Raw genomic sequence first — 16,884 nt, 5'->3', positions numbered from 1 at the left:
GTGTTTATATGCCATGTCAGTATTTATAAAGTCTTTTTATCATAAATTTTTCCCTGCTCGTCAGCTACTTATTCGTCAAAATGGCGAAGTTAAGCATGTTGTTTTAGCCTCTTGGTTTCAACTTCTTGTAGCATCGCTTATTTTAGCCACTTTTATTTGGCTGAGTATTTCAAGCTTTCGTGTTTATACACAAACAAATAAAATATCTGACATAGAACAAAATCAAATAACCGAGCAAACGCTGTGGCAACAAAAAGTCAGTGAGCAACAAGCCCTTCAAGCAACGCAGCTAGAGCAACTTGCAATACTTGAACAAAAGCAGGCGCTACTGCAAAGCATGATAGAATCCCTTCCTGCTTCAATTAGCAAAGATGTTATTAAGCTTGATACAGAACTTGATGTACCAATTAATGAAAATGGCAATGAATTTCATGAGCCATTAGTCGATGAAAATCAAAAAGGTAAACAATCACAGTTAATCGCTCCAATCACATTCGCAACAAGAGTGGCCAACTTAAATAATCAGTATGAGCAAAGCTTTACCTATTTAGATAACCAAATTAGTGAACGTCACCAAGCCATTTTAGCTATGGTCAAAGGCGCAGGAATTGAGTCTGCGCTTGAGCAACACCTAATATTAAGCGCCCAGACAACTGCGCAAGGTGGGCCACTTGATATATTTAACGAAACAAAAATTCCGAGCCACTTTTTAGCCATCGTTGATAAGTTATTAATATTAAATAATTTAGAAAACTTTTTAACTGAGCTACCAAATACCCTGCCTTTAGCTAAAGCTAAATACTATATTTCGAGTAATTTTGGCCTTAGAAAAGATCCCATGAATAGTAATCATGCCTTTCATAAAGGAATTGATTTAGCCGGTTGGCATAAAACCGAAATATTCGCTCCAGCAGACGCTGTAGTGCTTCGTGCCGGTCGTAATGGTGGTTATGGTAACTTTATTGAGCTTGAACATAAAAATGGCTTAGTGACTCGATTTGGACACTTAAATAAAATTAAAGTAAAGAAAGGTCAATCAATCACTAAACATGATGTAATCGGCCTAATGGGCAGCACCGGCCGAAGCACAGGCACGCATTTACACTACGAAGTATTACTTAATGGTAAACAAGTCAATCCTCTAAAAATAACAAAGGCGCTTTCTCGTGTTTGGTAGAAAAAAACAAAAAACAGTTAGCTCTAATTTAAAAAGAGTGAATCACACACCGTCTATTATTTCTGAAGACGTACGCCTTACAGGCACTTTAGTTAGCCAAGGTGAAGTACAGCTTGATGGCCGTATTGATGGTGACATAAAAGTGGAGCATTTAGTTATTGGCTCAGCGGGAGTTGTTGAAGGTATTGTTGAAGCTAAAAGCGTTATTGTTAAAGGTAAAGTTATTGGGTCAATTAATGCCAGTGAAGTAAAAGTACAAAGTGGCGCTCATGTTCATGGCGATGTATTTCACGATACATTGAGTATTGATGCAGGCGCAGTAATTGAAGGCAGTTTAAAGCAACGCTTTGAAAAAGAAGAGCCGGAACTAATTTCGAAAGAACTAAAACCCGCAAAAGAAGTTAAAGCATTATTGAAAGAAGATGGCAGCGACTTATCATTTGTAAATAAACAAGCCGCTGATAAAAGCTAAGTCAAATTAGCTTTACGTAAATTAATTTTTCTCAGTAATGTACATAGTAATATCTGCAGTGAAAACAAGCTCATTGCGGGTATTATACAGTTTAACCGGTACTACTAAGTCTTCTTTATCAATCCACTTATGTGGTAAATCAATTTCAGCGACTGCTCGTACATCTGTATCTACTTTAGCCAAATACCTAACTGTCATCCCTTTTGGGATCCAACGATGCGTTTTAACTGGCACTGTTGCATCAACCATTACACCTGCACACAATTCAGCTAAGTTACACTGCGCAATAGCATGAATAGTTCCAATATGATTATGAACGCTTCGGCGGTTTTTAACCACCGCACTACAATGGCCCTCTCTCAAATCGAGTATGTAAGGTTTCATCGAACCAAAATATGGCGCTTTAAAGCAAACAGCTTTAGTAAAAAGCCAATTCCCAAAAGGTAGGCGCTTAAATTTATGCCATGTTTGTACAAGTGCAGATTTATTACTCATTATTATTTTCCATCAACAGTTACTTTTTTTAAATTAACACATCAGACCAGTTTTAAAAAGTGCATTTATGCTGGCTTTTTAGCTTAATCCAATCAAAAAGTAAGAATGACGACCTATGCAGGGGTCATAAGCCCTTTCTTTTTTATGAGTGCCCACCTAAAATACTCGACAAAAGGAGACTCAATGCAAACACAGCCCGCTAAACCTAATATGACTTTGTTACTTATCTTAGCGTTACTCGTTATATTTTGCCCTATGGCAATCGATATTTACCTACCTGCTTTTCCAACTATTGCAGAACAATTTGCAGTTACTGAACAACAAGTACAGCAAACCGTTGCTATTTTTATGCTAACAGTGGGTTTAGGCCAATTAATTGCGGGCCCTTTGGCTGATAGATTTGGCCGAAAACCAGTGGCAGTAGTGGGCATTAGTTTGTATGCAAGCTCTGCATTACTCGCATACTACTCGCCTTCTTTTGAGATATTACTAATAGCACGTGCTTTTCAGGGGTTTGGAGCGTGTGCCACATTTGTTGTCGCATTTGCGATAGTGCGTGATAAATATGGTAGTGAACGAAGCGGACAAATGATTACCTACCTTAACGGGATTGTGTGCTTTATTCCGGCAATGGCACCTATTTTAGGGGCTTGGCTTACCGTACAGTTTGGCTGGCGTATGAACTTTATGTTTTTAACCGCGTTTGCTATTTTGGGCCTTATTGTTACCCTATTCTTTTTTAGAGAAACTCGTCCTGCTGATAGTTATTATCAGGGGCATATTTTAGATTTACGTCGCTTTACACCGATTATTAAAACACCGGTATTTTTGTTTAATAGCCTAATTTGTATGGTCTCAATGTCGGCCATATTAGTGTATGTAACGCTCGCACCAGGCTGGCTTATTACACATTTAGGCGGCACCGTAGCCGACTTTACTTTTTGGTTTACGTTAAATGCCCTAATAAGTATTGTCGCAAGTTTTATTTTACCAACCTACATTAAACGAAATAGCCAACGCGCTTTGCGTGTCGGTGTGAGTGTACTGGTTTTTTCAGGCATTTTAATGTTAGCCCTTAGCGGTATAGAAACAGCATTTGCGCTTATGCTACCTATCTTAATTGCTGCATTAGGGTTTGCTTTAAGTTTAGGCTCTGCAGCAGGAATGTCTCTGTCTAGCTTTCCTAAACAAGCAGGCACAGCCTCTGCATTACTCGGTGCAATGCAAATGAGTGGCGCGAGTATACTTGTTGTTTTAACCCAATATTTGGGGTTAAGTACACCGTGGTTAATTGCTTTTCATTTATTATTACTAGTTCCGCTTTGGCTTATTTTAATGAGCAAAAAAGCACATACTTTACACCCGGCTAAAAGTACTCAATGATCAATCCTGACTTTCTAGTCTCATTTTTATTAGCCAGCTTTTTAATGGCAGTAGCGCCTGGGCCATCAAATGCATTTTTGATGGCACAAACATTTGCTAATGGTCGAAGTGCTGGTATGCAAAGTGCTGTTGGTTTTGCATTAGGTGGGGTTGTTCATACGCTATTTGCTGTTGTAGGCCTAAGCGCAGTACTGAAAGCTTCCTCTAGTGCCTATGCCGCAGTGCAATATGCAGGCGCAGCATACTTATGCTATTTAGGGTTTATGATGATTAAAGGCACGCTAAAGCAGCCAGAGCCGACACCTGATGACAAGCAAACCGATAAACCACATATAAGTACCAGTAAAAAAAGTAATGTCATGTTTCAGGCAATGATGACTGAAGTACTAAACCCTAAAGTAGCATTATTCTTTATTGCATTTATTCCGCAATTTGTAGATCCAACGCTTTCATCGGCTACTTTTCAGCTCGCTTTTTTTGGCTTACTTTACCCTCTTTTTGCTTTTCCGATTGACTGCACGTATATTTATTTTGGCGACAAAATTGCACAGTTTTTTAGACGTAACCCAAATAGCCAACTTTGGATTGATAGGATCACTGGCATTGTATTTATTGCCCTTGCTATCAATCTATTATTTTAACTAACCTGCACTTTGGTTAAGAGATTTATTCTTCCGAGTTTAGGTTCACCAATAAAAAGAATTAGCATGGAACAAAAAACACAATCTCTTCCCGCACAAAAAAATATTGCTTTAGTGGCACACGATGGTAAAAAAGCAGCATTAAAATTATGGTGTGAAAAACACAAAAAAATACTAAGTCAGCACACTTTATATGGCACAGGTACTACGGGGCATTTAATTCAAAAAACCACGGGGCTTGATGTAGTTCAGCTTTTAAGTGGACCTATGGGCGGCGATCAACAACTTGGCGCTAAAATAGCAGAACATGAGATACATGTTTTAATATTTTTTTGGGACCCATTAGCATCACAGCCTCATGACCCTGATGTTAAAGCACTGCTGCGTTTAGCCGCTGTTTGGAATATTCCGGTGGCGTGTAATGAAGTGAGTGCAGATATGTTATTAAGCTCACCGCTTATGGACGTAGAGCTTGAACGTACATTGCCAGATTACGAAAAATACCTCGCAACCCGACAAATAGATCTTTAAACCTCAATTGTAATCTAGGTTACTTATAAAGCATGCTGGCCCATTTAGTCAGGCCAGCGGTTACACTACCAAAGTGATCCCCGTTAACCATTTTTATATCGCCTAAGTGCTCACTTAAAGCCGCTTTAATCAATGGTGATTGTGCACTACCACCTGTTAAGTAAATAATGTCTGGCGTGGTCGCAGCGTCGCTGATTGCTTGTTTTGCTAAAGTAACTATTTGGCTAATACTACTCTCAACGGCAACAGCTAAATCGCTTACTGATACATTTTTATTCAGTCCACTATCTAAAAAGCTTAAATCACAATCAAACGCACTAGCTGATGAAAGTGCTATTTTGGCCGCTTCACCTTGTTGCACTAACTGATGGCCTTGCTTGTTTTGCTGTAAATGTATTAAACGCTTATAAAGTTCAGGTGCACTTACATCACGTAATTGTGCATTTAGCTCTCGGGTATGACTTTCACTATAAAATTGGCTTTGTAAGTTTACATCGTTAATTTTACACGCTTGCCAAAACGCTTGATTAGGCAAAGGCAAACCCGATTTAAACGTACTACCTAAACCCAATAACGGCATTAAACCATGAAAGCTCAAAGCAATATCTAAATCGTTTCCGCCAACACGTTTACCACTGTGAGATAAAAAATCGCTATCGCGCTGACTATTTCCTCTAAAGCTTGGGCCCATTTGTACAAATGAGCAGTCACTTGTACCACCACCAATATCAATAACGAGTACTTTTTGATCCTGAGTTAAATCACTCTCGTAGTCGATACCCGCAGCAAGTGGCTCATATAAAAACTCTACGTCTTTAAAACCAGCACGTTTAGCAGCACGCTCTAAAATACCGACCGCTTGTTGATTTGATTGCTCACCACCCACAGCTTGAAAGTTTACTGGGCGACCAATTACTGTTTGTGTAAGTGTTTTACCTAAAGAGAGCTCAGCGCGTTGCTTAATTTTTAAGATCATCGCGGTTGCGATATCTTCAAAAAAGTTAATTTGACCTTGCTTTAAACCTGTTGCACCAAAAAATGATTTAGGAGACTTAACAAAATAGCCTTCTTCAGGAAACTGCACGTACTCGCGAATCGCTTCACGACCAATAAATAGGGTTTCATCTGAAGGTTGTAAATCAAGGTCTGACTTAATACGAGGTAAGGTATTTAATAATGCTTGGCGCTGCGTTAAAAAGTCATGCTCATGGGCTGTGCCATGTAAATGCTTAGCAACAAAATCAACAACTAACGCGCTGTGATGAGTGTAAAGTGTAGACGGTAAGTAATGTTTTCCTTGCTCTAGCGGTACTAATTGAACATTACCCTCGCTCATTACACCCATAGCACAATTAGAACTACCGTAATCAAAACCTACAAACATACTTCACCACACATTACCAAAAAGGCCGCGCAATTTAGCACACTTTGTAAAATTTATAAATGTTATAAACTATCTCTGACCCTTAAAAAACTGGCAAAACGCGGTAACCCATTTTTTGTTAAGCCATGAAATCGGTACGTTACAGTACTACCAATCTCCGGTGGGATGGAGCGCTGTGCATCATTAAACCCAGTACCAATAGAAAATACCTGCCCCTGCGCTGTTTTTACCCTTAATGCCCCTAACATACCTTGATATTTACCTTTGCCTGGTAAGTGCGCAATTACAACCGCTTCTGCATCTAAATAAGGTTTTAATTTTAGTAATGCATTACTTCTTCCATTGCTGTGCTTCGCGCTGGCCAAATGAAGCATTACTCCCTCGCCGCCCTGCTTAGTTATGTTCTCAAAATACTCTGTAAGCTGCTCATTATTTGTAAAGCTATATTGAACTACAGCACTAATGTGCGGCGAGTTTAGGCTAGTAATAAGCTCATTATAGTTTTTATAGCGAGTGCTAAAAGGCAGATTTTTATCTGGCATATCAAATACTTTATAAGTAATAGTTTGCCAATCGTGATTATTAGGTTTTTTAGTTCTGACTATGCCACTAAGCGCTGAAAAGTGCTCACGTTTAGTCCACAGCTCACCATCAAGCCATACATTTGGCAGTGGCGATATAAACCAACTTGGCGCATTGATAATATTACCCTTACGAGTAACAAACTGCGTGCCGGTCCAAATAGCTCTTACGCCATCATATTTTTCACTGACTAAATATTTACTTACATCATAATGCTTCGTTTCGTCATATACTTTAGCTAGTAAAACAGACGGTTGTGCTGCACTTATGCATTGCGTAAAAAGTACAATAACAATTAAAAGCAGGTGTTTAATAGTAAACATTGGCGCATCCAAGCATGTAAAAGTTGGCTTAAACTATAGTTGAGATTGCGCCCATTGCCAAAACTCATCTAAGTTGCTCATTTGATAGGTAGCTTGGCTAAAGTCGTGATCTTTAGTATGGCTATTGGCAATGGCTACAACACGTAACAAAGCATTGTTGGCCGCCGTAACGCCGGTAAATGTATCCTCAACAGCAATTGCATTGCCTGCCTGTATATTTATCTGCTCAAGTGCCAGTAAATATGGATCTCCTGCAGGTTTAGGATTAGTTACGTCGTCTTTTGTAACAACTGTGTCAAACAACTCATAAAATCCTAAACCTTTAAGTATTGGCATGGCTTCACTTTTAGCACTGCCCGTTACTAGCGCCATTTTTAAGCCACTCGCTTTTACAGCTTTCAACGTTTGCTCAGTAAACGGCATTAGTGGTGGTAAATGTGTTATTACATATTCGCCAAATAAACGGTATTTTTCATCCGCTAAAAACTGTGCGCTTACTGATAAGTTATGCTCTTGCTTAATTTCGATTGCAGCTTCTAAAGTGGGTCGTCCCGAAAAACGCTGACAAAAATCATTTTCTAAATAACTAACACCGTAGGGTTTAAGTAATTTACTCCAGCATACAAAGTGCATGCTTTCTGAATCAACTAATGTGCCATCCATATCAAATAATATTGCTTTTAAAGTCATCCTCATTCCTTATTTAACTTGTGCTAAATTTAGACAATAAAAAAGGCGCCTTAAGCACCTTTTATATAAATACAGTTATTGCGTTAAGCCTGCTGGCGGCTCACCCGTTGCTTCCTCACCCGTTTCAACATCAACAAGCTCGTAGCCACGCGTTTTACGTACAACTTTAAGTACTGGCTTATCAAATGCTGTTTTTAAGCGCTCCGAGTCATCTTTTAACTCATCTAAGGTTGTTCCAAAAGGGGCTGCGCCAGTTTCTGACCAGTTAGTTACTTTACCATTTAGGTTATACTCTACTTCATGTATTTGATATTGCGCTGCTTCGTCTTTCGTTGCTTCACAAAAAATTACACGGTAATTCCAAAATCCAGCCATTTTTTTATCTCTTTAAATTAATTAACGCTACTTTACCAGCTTTATAAAAACATAAAAGCCTGCACAAGGCAGGCTTTTAAAAATTAATATAATTTAAGGTTATCTCTAGAAGAAGTTAACTTTAAATTCAGCACCTACATAACGCTCTTCGTTAACAATACCTGTATTGTTATTGAAATCTACAGCGCCAATAACTTGTTGCTCGTCAAATAAGTTACGAACAAATGCAGCAACTTCGTATTCGTAATCGCCTTCAGACCATGTGTAACCTGTACGAAGACCTGTTTCAATAAGCTCTTTACCTTCAAACTCTACTGATTCGTAAAGGAACATGTTGATTTTACTGCGATAAGAAATATCACCGCTTGCGAAGAAGTTACCATCGGCAAGTTCTTTAGTGTAGCGAAGCGTAAAGTTAGAGATCCACTCAGGAGCATGCGGTAAGCTATTACCATCAAGTATTGCACGATCTTCAGGACCAAACGCACCTGCTACTTGGAAAGTCGGGTCTGTTACCGTACATTGTGCACAAACAGCCACAGCTAAATCGTTATCTTTAATTTCTGTTTTATTGTAGCTTAAGTTAAACGTTGCATTAAACTCATCGCTTAATACCCACTGCGTATCTAACTCAAAACCATAGCCAGTTGTTTTATCAGCATTAACTAAACGGTTAAAGTTAGCACCACCGCCTACAGCAGTAAGCTGTTGGTCGTCCATCGTATAATAAAACACAGTTGCATTTACACGACCTTGGCCGTCTAGCACGTCTGATTTAATACCCGTTTCGTACGATGTTACCGTTTCTGATTCAGCTGTTGTTACGTCATCACCAAATAAAATACGACCTTGTAAACTAGGTGCGCGGAAGCTATTTGCTACACGGCCGTACCAGTTAACATCATCGTTTACTTTATAATTAGCAGATAAATCCCAGCTAACATGGTCGTCACTAACATCACGCTCTACAAGTAATGCACCGCCGCCAATTGGGCTAAGTGTACGATCAGCTACAAAATCCTTATCATCATCAGAGTAACGAAGGCCCGCTGTTACTTTTAAATCATCTGAAAAAGTATAATCTACAGAACCAAATACAGCCCATGCAGTTGTGTCTTGTTGTTGGCGAACATAACCATTTAAAACACCATTATTTGAAGTGTCATAACTAAAGTTTTCAATCGTTAGTTCTTCATCAAAGTAAAATACACCTACTTGATAATTTAAGTCACCATCAAAGTTACTAGATAAACGTAGTTCTTGCGTCAACTGGTTGTGATCTGGAATGCCATCAGCACTTTCTGAAGAGAAAGGAATAAAACCAGGTCCCATAGCAACTGGAACGTCATCGATTGAGAAGCCGCCGTAACCGCCGTCAATATCAGCGCGCGAATATATTTCAGCACTTTCCCATGCAGAAATAGAAGTGATTGTGTGGTTTTTAAGTTCCCACTCAAGCTTTAAGCTTGCACCTTCCGATTCTACTTGTTGAGTAGAGCGAGATGCCGCATCTTGATAAACAACATCATTTTCGTAGTTATCTACTAGCTCATTAGTACCCGCTTTAATTACATTTGCACGAAATGCAATTGGTGAGCCATCTAAGTCACGTGTGTGATAGTTTAATAAAGCAGTAAAATCATCGCCTTCATATAAAAACTGAACGCGTGCCGCTTTTTCAGTGTAACCACCTTGCTCATCTTTAGCTTCAAAGCCTGGAGCTTGGTTATCAATGTAATCGTCTTTGTCTTGCCATAATAATGAAACACGAGCAGATAAACGGTCAGTTAAAGCACCACCTACAGCACCACTTGTATCTACAGCACCACGGCTACCGTATGAAACAGAGCCATAACCATCAAATTCTTGGCTTGGTTTAACAGTATCAAACTTAACAAGGCCAGCTGGCGTGTTACGGCCAAATAGCGTTCCTTGAGGACCACGTAATACTTCTACGCGTTCAACATCAAATACTGGGAAACCTTTTAAAATTGCATTTTCTTGAACTACTTCATCAACAACAAGTGATACTGGCTGTGATGCATTCAAATCGAAATCGGTATTACCTAAACCACGAACGTAAAAGCGTGGGAATGAACGACCAAATGAAGACTCAATAGATAAACTTGGAATTTTCGCATTTAAAAAGCGAATATCCATACCTGCAGAGCTATATGCATCAAGGTTATCACCTTGTAATGCAGATACAGCTACAGGTACTTCTTGTGCATTTTCTACGCGTTTACGGGCGGTAACTTGAATAACTTCTAGTTGATTGCTTTTTTTAGCCGTTTCTTCTTCAGCGGCGAATGCTGAAATAGATGTGCCAGCAGCAGATAGTAGTGCAGCGTTAATAATTGTCGCTATTGCAGATTTCTTTAATGATTTCATGTCGGGTATTAACCTTTAGTATGCACTCTTGTTCAACGGTTTTTTGTGTTGCGCAATGTATTCATTGCGGGCTCGTACAATTTTTCGCGACTTGCTATATGGCGCGCGGACCTCATCACCGAGAGTACAAAACGGAGTAACAAGGCTGAACGAACGATTAAGATTATACCATTGTGTAATAATTTTACTGCATAAATATGAACATAAATGGAAACTTTTTTGCAACATTTAACTACAAGATTACGTGTTTTTATCAATATTTAGATGCAAAAACCTAATAATGAGGACATATGTCCTTTATTGAAGATCGCGAAGTAAAGTAAGAAAAATGGATTACCTTCCATATTAACCCAAAATAGAAACGTTGTGATTACTCATAAAAAAAGTCACCCGCAAGCGACTTTTTTATTAAAACTACGACCTTTTAAAAGCAATTTCACCATCTATATGAATATCGCGCTGTGGAAACGCAATCACGACATCATGCTCTTCAAATACAGCATAAATACTAAAACGAATATCACTGCGCACTTTTCTAAGCATGGTTTCAGACTCGGCGCATACCCAAAAAATAGCATTAAATACAAGCGAGCTATCTGCAAAGTCATCAAATAACACTGATGACTTTGGATTAACCAATATTGCATCATGATCATCAAGCACTTGCTGGATAAGCTTTTTAACCAGTATAACGTCTGAACCATACGCAACGCCGACACTGACCGATGAGCGTGCATTACCATCTATCAGCGTCCAGTTTGTTACTGTATTTTCGAGCAATTGAGAATTAGGTATAAGCATATGTACGCCGTCATTTCGGCGAATACGTGTAGAACGCGTATTAATAGTTTCAACTACGCCCTTTGCGTTACCTACCTCTAAAAAGTCACCAATGCGAATTGGGCGCTCCCACATCAATATCCAACCGCTGATAAAGTTATTAATAATATTTTGTGCACCAAAACCTACACCAATGGCTATTGCACCGGATACAAAAGCAAATGCCGTAAGCGGGATGCTGAGCACTTCAAGCGATGTAAAAATTAAAATTGCGATACTTAAAATAAAGTAAATTCGAGTAAACAAATGCACTGCATCTTGGCTTATTTTTTTAGCGAGTAATGTTTTTTTAATAAGCTTGCCAATACGTGTGACTACAAACCACATAGCAAACAATATAAGTGGCACTTGAATTACTTTTGCTACCGTAATATTCACATCGTTATAAGTGAATATTACAAAGGCTAAGTATTGATTTATTTGTTCGAGGGTCATAAGTGTTCCCAATATCTTTTTTTTGATTATTATTTGTTCACTAAAAATAAGTGTGGTTCAGTTTTCGCTAAGCTTAGCACGTCATAATATAACTAAAACGCCAAGTTAATAAGTTCAATATGAATTTTATAAACAATTTATTAACTCTTTATTGCACCGAGTGCTATATAAATAGTGTACAAGCACTGGAGATCACATATGACACAACTTACTCTAAATCAAAGACTCGCTACTTTGCAGCCGCAGGTAGATTTAAAATTGTTTGAAAGCAGCCTAGATTACCGAAATAAAGTTTTGTGCTTGCTGGCCGAACAAGAGCAAACTCTAGCAACTATTAATAAAGAGTTTGGGCAGCAATCTAATAGCTTTGGCTCAGAGAAAAAATTTGTTTTAGGTTATAACTAACCCCCTCTCAAGCACACAATCGTATAATTAAGTAGCTTTAACGTTTAATTTTAGAGCTACTTTTACCCACCTTAATACTAATTATTAGCTAATTTGCGTTCAAATCCCCCTTAATACCGATAAACTTTATTGTATAAACCCACAAATTTGATAAGTTAACTAGGTTTTTCGACTCGCAAAGCCTATTTCGGCTAATCTTTTTATGGAGTTATTATGCGTAAAACCCTGATCGCCACTACTATTGCTAGTGCCCTAATTCTATCGGCTTGTTCTTCTAACGAACCTCAAGACATGGCAAAAGAGAGCGCAGCACAAGTGCAAGACATGAACGCAAACAATGTTTTATTCAAACCAAGTCCATTACAATACATGGCACCTGAGTTTGATAAGTTTGGTACAAAAGACTACGAAGCCGGCTTTGATGCTGGTATTGCTCAGCATACTGCGCAAATACAAGCTATTGCTAACAACCCAGCTCCTGCAACTTTTAAAAATACATTAGTTGAAATGGAAATGTCTGGCGAGCTACTAAATCGTGTATCAGCTGCTTTTTATAACCTTTCAGGTTTGATTTCTGATGACGAATACCAACGTATAAGTAAAAAAATGGCGCCGGTATTATCTGCTCACTCTGACGACATTTACTTAAATGGTGCATTATTCAAGCGCGTACAAACTATTTACGACAACAAAGACTCGCTTAATGCTGAAGATCAACGCCTTGTGGATTTTTACTATAAGCAATTTGTAAAAGCAGGCGCTAAATTAAATGACGCTGAAAAAGCAAAAATGCGTGAAATCAACTCACAACTTGCAGAGCTTTCTACTGCGTTTTCTCAAAACATTTTAAAATCGTTTAAAGAAGATGTCATTGTAGTTACCGATAAATCTAAACTTGCTGGCCTTTCTGAAGGTGAAATTGCAGGCCTTGCGGCCGCTGCTAAAAAAGCAGGTAAAGACGGCTACATGATCACGCTAGTAAATACGACTCAACAGCCAATTTTATCAAGCCTTGAAAACCGCGACCTACGTGAGCAAATTTTTAAAGCCTCTGCTAACCGTGCAGCAAAAACTAACGGCCCAATTATTATTGAAGAAACAAACCTACGCGCTCAAAAAGCAGAGCTACTAGGGTTTAAAGATTGGGCATCGTATGTAATGACTTCGCGTATGGCACAAACAACTGACAACGTGTACGGCATTTTGGACGACTTAGCACCAAAAGCAGTTGAAAAAGCTAAAATTGAAGCAGCTGCTATTCAAAAAGTAATTAACGATTCAGGTGAAAGCTTTGAGCTTAAACCATGGGATTGGGCTTTTTACGCAGAAAAAGTACGTGCTGAAAAGTACGACTTAGATCCTGCCCTTGTTAAGCCTTACTTTGAAATGGATTCTGTAATTCACGATGGTTTATTCTTTGCAATGAACAAGCTATACGGTATTACATTTAAAGAGCGTAAAGATTTACCGGTTTATCATGAAGATGTTACAGCCTACGAAGTATTCAACGCTGACGGCAGCGCCATCGGTTTATTTTACCTAGACCCATACGCACGTGAAGGTAAGCGTGGCGGTGCATGGATGAGCGCTTACGTAAGTCAAAGCGGCTTAAAAGGCACTAAACCTGTAATTTACAATGCCCAAAACATTCCAAAACCTGCTGCAGGCGAGCCAACGTTAATGACGTTTGACGAAGTGTCAACTATGTTCCATGAGTTTGGTCATGCGGCGCACGGTTTATTCTCTGACGTTAAATACCCAAGCTTAGCAGGTACTGCTACAGCGCGTGACTTTGTTGAGTTTCCGTCGCAAGCGAATGAAGATTGGATGATTGAACCTACGGTACTTGCTAACTACGCTAAGCATTACAAAACAGGTGAGCCAATTCCACAAGCTTTACTTGATAAAGTACTTGCATCGCAAAAATTCAACCAAGGTTTTGGTACCACTGAATATTTAGCAGCTGCTTTACTTGATATGGAATGGCACTCGTTTGGCTCAGATAAAAAAATTACTGATGTTCAAAAGTTTGAAAGCGATGCGCTAAAAGCACACGGTATTGATTACTACCCTGTACCACCGCGTTATAAATCAAACTACTTTAGCCATACATTTGCCGGTGGTTACTCTGCGGGTTACTACGCATACCTTTGGACTGAAGTATTTGCAGCCGATGCCTTTGCACACATGGAAAACAACGGCGGCTTAACACGTAAAAATGGTGATAAATTCCGTAAAGAAATCCTATCTAAAGGTAACAGCCGCGACTTAATGCAAAGCTACATTGAGTTTAGAGGTCAAAAACCAACTACAGACGCATTACTTAAGCGCCGTGGTTTAGTTGAGTAAATAACTTAATTTATTAAGCTCACTTTTATAAAAGCCCGCTTGCGGGCTTTTATTGTTTATACCCTCACATATAACAGATAAACTTAGCTCAATATTTATTAAAAGATGATGGTTATGCAGTACTTATTTGCAGTCACTTTGCTTTGGGCGTTTTCGTTTAGTTTAATTGGTGTGTATTTAGCAGGCCAAGTTGACGCTTGGTTTAGCGTATTAATACGCATAGCACTGGCAACACTGATTTTTTTACCTTTTTTAAAGCACAAACAAACGCCTAAACCTTTAGCCTTAAAGCTTATGCTGATTGGCGCTATACAACTTGGTGTTATGTATAGCTTTTACTACCACTCATTTTTATTTTTAACCGTTCCCGAAGTGCTACTATTTACTGTAATGACTCCTTTGTACATTACCCTGCTAAATGATGTATTGAACAGACGCTTTAACCCACGCTTTTTTATAGTCGCACTAATTGCTGTAATCGGTGCAATTACTATTCGTTACGAAAACCTAAATAGCGATTTCATAATCGGCTTATTAATCGTTCAAGGGGCGAATATAAGTTTTGCTGTAGGCCAAGTTACCTACAAACGCTTAATGAATAACAATCAGCTTGATGACAAAGCCGTATTTGGATGGTTTTTTATAGGCGCACTTATTATTGCCACAATTTGCTATGCATTATTTGGTAACTCAAACAAATTACCAACCACTTTCACACAGTGGGGCATACTAATTTATTTAGGGTTGGTTGCATCAGGACTTGGTTACTTTATGTGGAATAAAGGCGCAACCCTTGTCAACGTAGGTGCTTTGGCAGTTATGAATAACTTGCTTATTCCAGCTGGAATTATAATTAACGTGCTGATCTGGAACCGAGATGCCGATATAGTTCGGTTAAGTATTGGGGCTGCTATAATGTTAGGTGCATTATTGGTCAATCAAATGCTTAATAAAAAAGTAAATTAATAAGCTTGTAGCAAAATTGTCACTAATAATCATTAAGGTAGTACAAATTTTACTTTTAAGGATAAACAATGAAACGTATTACCCTACTGACAAGCTGTATATTGTTAGGCACACTTGCTGGCTGCGATGACGATGTAGAAATAGTAGAAAAAGAAGTGGTTGTTACCAACACCGAAGTGGAAATTGTTGAAGTACCTACGCCCATTGTTGTAGAGGTTGCTGAAGGAGTAAATATTCAGCTAGGGACTCGCCCTGACTATTTAATTAACGATATGGCGCAAAGCACACTAAAAACAAAATTAGAGTCATGCAGCGAAGGTCCTTTTTACCGCACCGATTTTTCTATTGGTCATCGCGGTGCATCAATGCAATACCCAGAACACACTAAAGAAGCCTACATTGCGGCAGCGAGAATGGGCGCTGGCATTGTTGAATGCGATGTTACATTTACAAACGACAAAGAGCTTGTTTGTCGCCACTCTCAATGCGATTTACATACCACAACTAATATTTTAGCCATTCCTGAACTTGCAGCTAAATGCAGTGTGCCATTTACACCAGCCGACCCTGCTAATGGCATTGCCGCTTCTGCAAAATGTTGTACCAGCGATATAAGCTTAGCGGAGTTTTTAACCCTTGAAGGTAAAATGGATGGTGCAAACACTAATGCAACGACCGTTGCCGATTACATGGATGGCACACCAAGTTGGCGCACTGATTTATATGCCACCAACGGCACATTGATGACCCATAAACAAAGCATTGCACTGTTTAATGAGCTAGGTGTAAAAATGACACCAGAGCTAAAATCGCCACAAGTAAGTATGCCATTTGATGGAATGACACAAGAACAATATGCGCAAAAAATGCTAGACGAGTACACGCAAATGGGTGTGCCAGCCTCAAAAGTTTATCCGCAATCATTTAACCTTGAAGACGTAAAATACTGGATTAACAATAACCCTGACTTTGCAGATAAAAGCGTTTACCTAGATGGTCGCGACAGTGAAGCCGGATTCGATCCAAGTAACCCACAAACATGGCAACCGGGTATGGATGAACTTGTTGCTGATGGGGTGAAAATTTTAGCTCCTCCAATTTGGATGATGCTAACAATAGATAACGAAAGCAATATTGTGCCATCGCAATACGCTATTGACGCAAAAGCAGCAGGTTTAAAGCTTATTGCATGGAGCCTTGAGCGCTCGGGCCCGCTTAATAAAGGTGGAGGTTATTACTATCAATCAATTGCTGATGTTATAGATAACGATGGCGACATGATGACAGTAGTCGACGTACTCGCAAAGGACGTGGGGGTAATGGGTATTTTTTCAGATTGGCCGGCTACGGTAAGTTATTACGCCAGCTGTAATAAAATGCCTGCAAGTATTTAAAAACTGACTACAAAAGTCGTTTATTTTATCGCGCTCAGTTACCATATCAGC

The 16,884-nt window shown here is 39.1% G+C and carries 16 protein-coding genes; 9 read left to right on the top strand and 7 right to left on the bottom strand.

The features are described 5' to 3' along the window. Positions 1-13: 13 nt before the first annotated feature. Both H5087_RS01065 and H5087_RS01060 read left to right on the top strand, forming a co-directional pair. Positions 14-1,177 (top strand): M23 family metallopeptidase, encoded by a 1,164-nt coding sequence (locus tag H5087_RS01065; RefSeq protein ID WP_182670874.1) that lies wholly within the window; start codon positions 14-16, stop codon positions 1,175-1,177. After that, positions 1,167-1,649 carry a polymer-forming cytoskeletal protein gene (locus tag H5087_RS01060; RefSeq protein WP_002958196.1) on the top strand — a complete coding sequence of 161 codons (483 nt, stop codon included), beginning with the start codon at positions 1,167-1,169 and terminating at the stop codon, positions 1,647-1,649. Before H5087_RS01065 ends, H5087_RS01060 begins: the two co-directional genes overlap by 11 nt. A 21-nt stretch (positions 1,650-1,670) precedes the next feature. On the opposite strand, the gene H5087_RS01055 is transcribed toward H5087_RS01060, so the two are convergent. Beyond that, entirely contained in the window at positions 1,671-2,144 is a 474-nt protein-coding gene (locus tag H5087_RS01055; protein ID WP_182670873.1) for a hotdog fold domain-containing protein, read from the bottom strand. Positions 2,145-2,327: 183 nt separating this feature from the next. Here H5087_RS01055 and H5087_RS01050 point away from each other — a divergent pair, with 183 nt between their 5' ends. The 3 genes from H5087_RS01050 (at position 2,328) to H5087_RS01040 (ending at position 4,699) form a co-directional block, all read left to right on the top strand. Further along, entirely contained in the window at positions 2,328-3,527 is a 1,200-nt protein-coding gene (locus H5087_RS01050; protein ID WP_182670872.1) for a multidrug effflux MFS transporter, read from the top strand. Beyond that, on the top strand, positions 3,524-4,168 hold the full coding sequence (locus H5087_RS01045) for a LysE family translocator (RefSeq protein ID WP_182670871.1): 645 nt from the start codon (positions 3,524-3,526) through the stop codon (positions 4,166-4,168). The genes H5087_RS01050 and H5087_RS01045 overlap by 4 nt, the downstream gene beginning before the upstream one ends. Before the next feature lie 66 nt (positions 4,169-4,234). Further along, positions 4,235-4,699, top strand: a complete 465-nt coding sequence (locus tag H5087_RS01040) for a methylglyoxal synthase (RefSeq protein WP_149594245.1) — start codon at positions 4,235-4,237, stop codon at positions 4,697-4,699. Between the two features lie 19 nt (positions 4,700-4,718). Here H5087_RS01040 and yegD read toward each other — a convergent pair whose 3' ends face one another. The 6 genes from yegD to H5087_RS01010 all read right to left on the bottom strand — a co-directional run bounded on the left by yegD (position 4,719) and on the right by H5087_RS01010 (position 11,719). Beyond that, the gene (yegD, locus tag H5087_RS01035) at positions 4,719-6,083 is read right to left on the bottom strand and encodes a molecular chaperone (protein ID WP_182670870.1); all 1,365 of its coding nucleotides are present in this window, start codon (positions 6,081-6,083) and stop codon (positions 4,719-4,721) included. Between the two features lie 62 nt (positions 6,084-6,145). Beyond that, positions 6,146-6,988 carry a DNA ligase gene (locus H5087_RS01030; protein ID WP_182670869.1) on the bottom strand — a complete coding sequence of 281 codons (843 nt, stop codon included), beginning with the start codon at positions 6,986-6,988 and terminating at the stop codon, positions 6,146-6,148. Between the two features lie 33 nt (positions 6,989-7,021). Further along, entirely contained in the window at positions 7,022-7,678 is a 657-nt protein-coding gene (locus H5087_RS01025) for an HAD family phosphatase (RefSeq protein ID WP_182670868.1), read from the bottom strand. 75 nt (positions 7,679-7,753) lie between these two features. Continuing rightward, positions 7,754-8,053, bottom strand: coding sequence for a hypothetical protein (locus H5087_RS01020; protein WP_002958185.1), 300 nt, complete (start codon positions 8,051-8,053; stop codon positions 7,754-7,756). Between the two features lie 105 nt (positions 8,054-8,158). Next, the gene (locus H5087_RS01015; RefSeq protein ID WP_182670867.1) at positions 8,159-10,444 is read right to left on the bottom strand and encodes a TonB-dependent receptor; all 2,286 of its coding nucleotides are present in this window, start codon (positions 10,442-10,444) and stop codon (positions 8,159-8,161) included. A 414-nt stretch (positions 10,445-10,858) separates the two neighbouring features. Continuing rightward, the gene (locus H5087_RS01010; RefSeq protein ID WP_002958183.1) at positions 10,859-11,719 is read right to left on the bottom strand and encodes a mechanosensitive ion channel family protein; all 861 of its coding nucleotides are present in this window, start codon (positions 11,717-11,719) and stop codon (positions 10,859-10,861) included. A 198-nt stretch (positions 11,720-11,917) separates the two neighbouring features. Here H5087_RS01010 and H5087_RS01005 point away from each other — a divergent pair, with 198 nt between their 5' ends. The 4 genes from H5087_RS01005 to H5087_RS00990 all read left to right on the top strand — a co-directional run bounded on the left by H5087_RS01005 (position 11,918) and on the right by H5087_RS00990 (position 16,833). Then, positions 11,918-12,124, top strand: a complete 207-nt coding sequence (locus tag H5087_RS01005) for a hypothetical protein (RefSeq protein WP_002958182.1) — start codon at positions 11,918-11,920, stop codon at positions 12,122-12,124. 213 nt (positions 12,125-12,337) lie between these two features. Continuing rightward, positions 12,338-14,473, top strand: a complete 2,136-nt coding sequence (locus H5087_RS01000; protein ID WP_024598247.1) for a M3 family metallopeptidase — start codon at positions 12,338-12,340, stop codon at positions 14,471-14,473. Between the two features lie 114 nt (positions 14,474-14,587). Then, the gene (locus H5087_RS00995) at positions 14,588-15,439 is read left to right on the top strand and encodes a carboxylate/amino acid/amine transporter (protein ID WP_182670866.1); all 852 of its coding nucleotides are present in this window, start codon (positions 14,588-14,590) and stop codon (positions 15,437-15,439) included. 68 nt (positions 15,440-15,507) lie between these two features. Then, a complete protein-coding gene (locus H5087_RS00990) occupies positions 15,508-16,833 on the top strand; it encodes a glycerophosphodiester phosphodiesterase family protein (protein ID WP_182670865.1) in 1,326 nt (441 codons plus the stop codon). The last annotated feature ends 51 nt before the right edge of the window (positions 16,834-16,884 follow it).

This window comes from Pseudoalteromonas sp. SR43-7 (genome assembly GCF_014163785.1).
Taxonomy (GTDB): Bacteria; Pseudomonadota; Gammaproteobacteria; order Enterobacterales; family Alteromonadaceae; genus Pseudoalteromonas; species Pseudoalteromonas distincta.
The sequence above is the reverse complement of the archived record's forward strand: the minus strand, read 5'-3'. Positions and strand labels throughout refer to the sequence as shown.

Coding starts and splice junctions, on each gene's coding strand:
- H5087_RS01065 (WP_182670874.1), top strand. CDS start 14: ATGTCAGTATTTATAAAGTCTTTTTATCATAAATTTTTCCCTGCTCGT.
- H5087_RS01055 (WP_182670873.1), bottom strand. CDS start 2,144: ATGAGTAATAAATCTGCACTTGTACAAACATGGCATAAATTTAAGCGC.
- H5087_RS01050 (WP_182670872.1), top strand. CDS start 2,328: ATGCAAACACAGCCCGCTAAACCTAATATGACTTTGTTACTTATCTTA.
- H5087_RS01045 (WP_182670871.1), top strand. CDS start 3,524: ATGATCAATCCTGACTTTCTAGTCTCATTTTTATTAGCCAGCTTTTTA.
- H5087_RS01040 (WP_149594245.1), top strand. CDS start 4,235: ATGGAACAAAAAACACAATCTCTTCCCGCACAAAAAAATATTGCTTTA.
- yegD (WP_182670870.1), bottom strand. CDS start 6,083: ATGTTTGTAGGTTTTGATTACGGTAGTTCTAATTGTGCTATGGGTGTA.
- H5087_RS01030 (WP_182670869.1), bottom strand. CDS start 6,988: ATGTTTACTATTAAACACCTGCTTTTAATTGTTATTGTACTTTTTACG.
- H5087_RS01025 (WP_182670868.1), bottom strand. CDS start 7,678: ATGACTTTAAAAGCAATATTATTTGATATGGATGGCACATTAGTTGAT.
- H5087_RS01020 (WP_002958185.1), bottom strand. CDS start 8,053: ATGGCTGGATTTTGGAATTACCGTGTAATTTTTTGTGAAGCAACGAAA.
- H5087_RS01015 (WP_182670867.1), bottom strand. CDS start 10,444: ATGAAATCATTAAAGAAATCTGCAATAGCGACAATTATTAACGCTGCA.
- H5087_RS01010 (WP_002958183.1), bottom strand. CDS start 11,719: ATGACCCTCGAACAAATAAATCAATACTTAGCCTTTGTAATATTCACT.
- H5087_RS01005 (WP_002958182.1), top strand. CDS start 11,918: ATGACACAACTTACTCTAAATCAAAGACTCGCTACTTTGCAGCCGCAG.
- H5087_RS01000 (WP_024598247.1), top strand. CDS start 12,338: ATGCGTAAAACCCTGATCGCCACTACTATTGCTAGTGCCCTAATTCTA.
- H5087_RS00995 (WP_182670866.1), top strand. CDS start 14,588: ATGCAGTACTTATTTGCAGTCACTTTGCTTTGGGCGTTTTCGTTTAGT.
- H5087_RS00990 (WP_182670865.1), top strand. CDS start 15,508: ATGAAACGTATTACCCTACTGACAAGCTGTATATTGTTAGGCACACTT.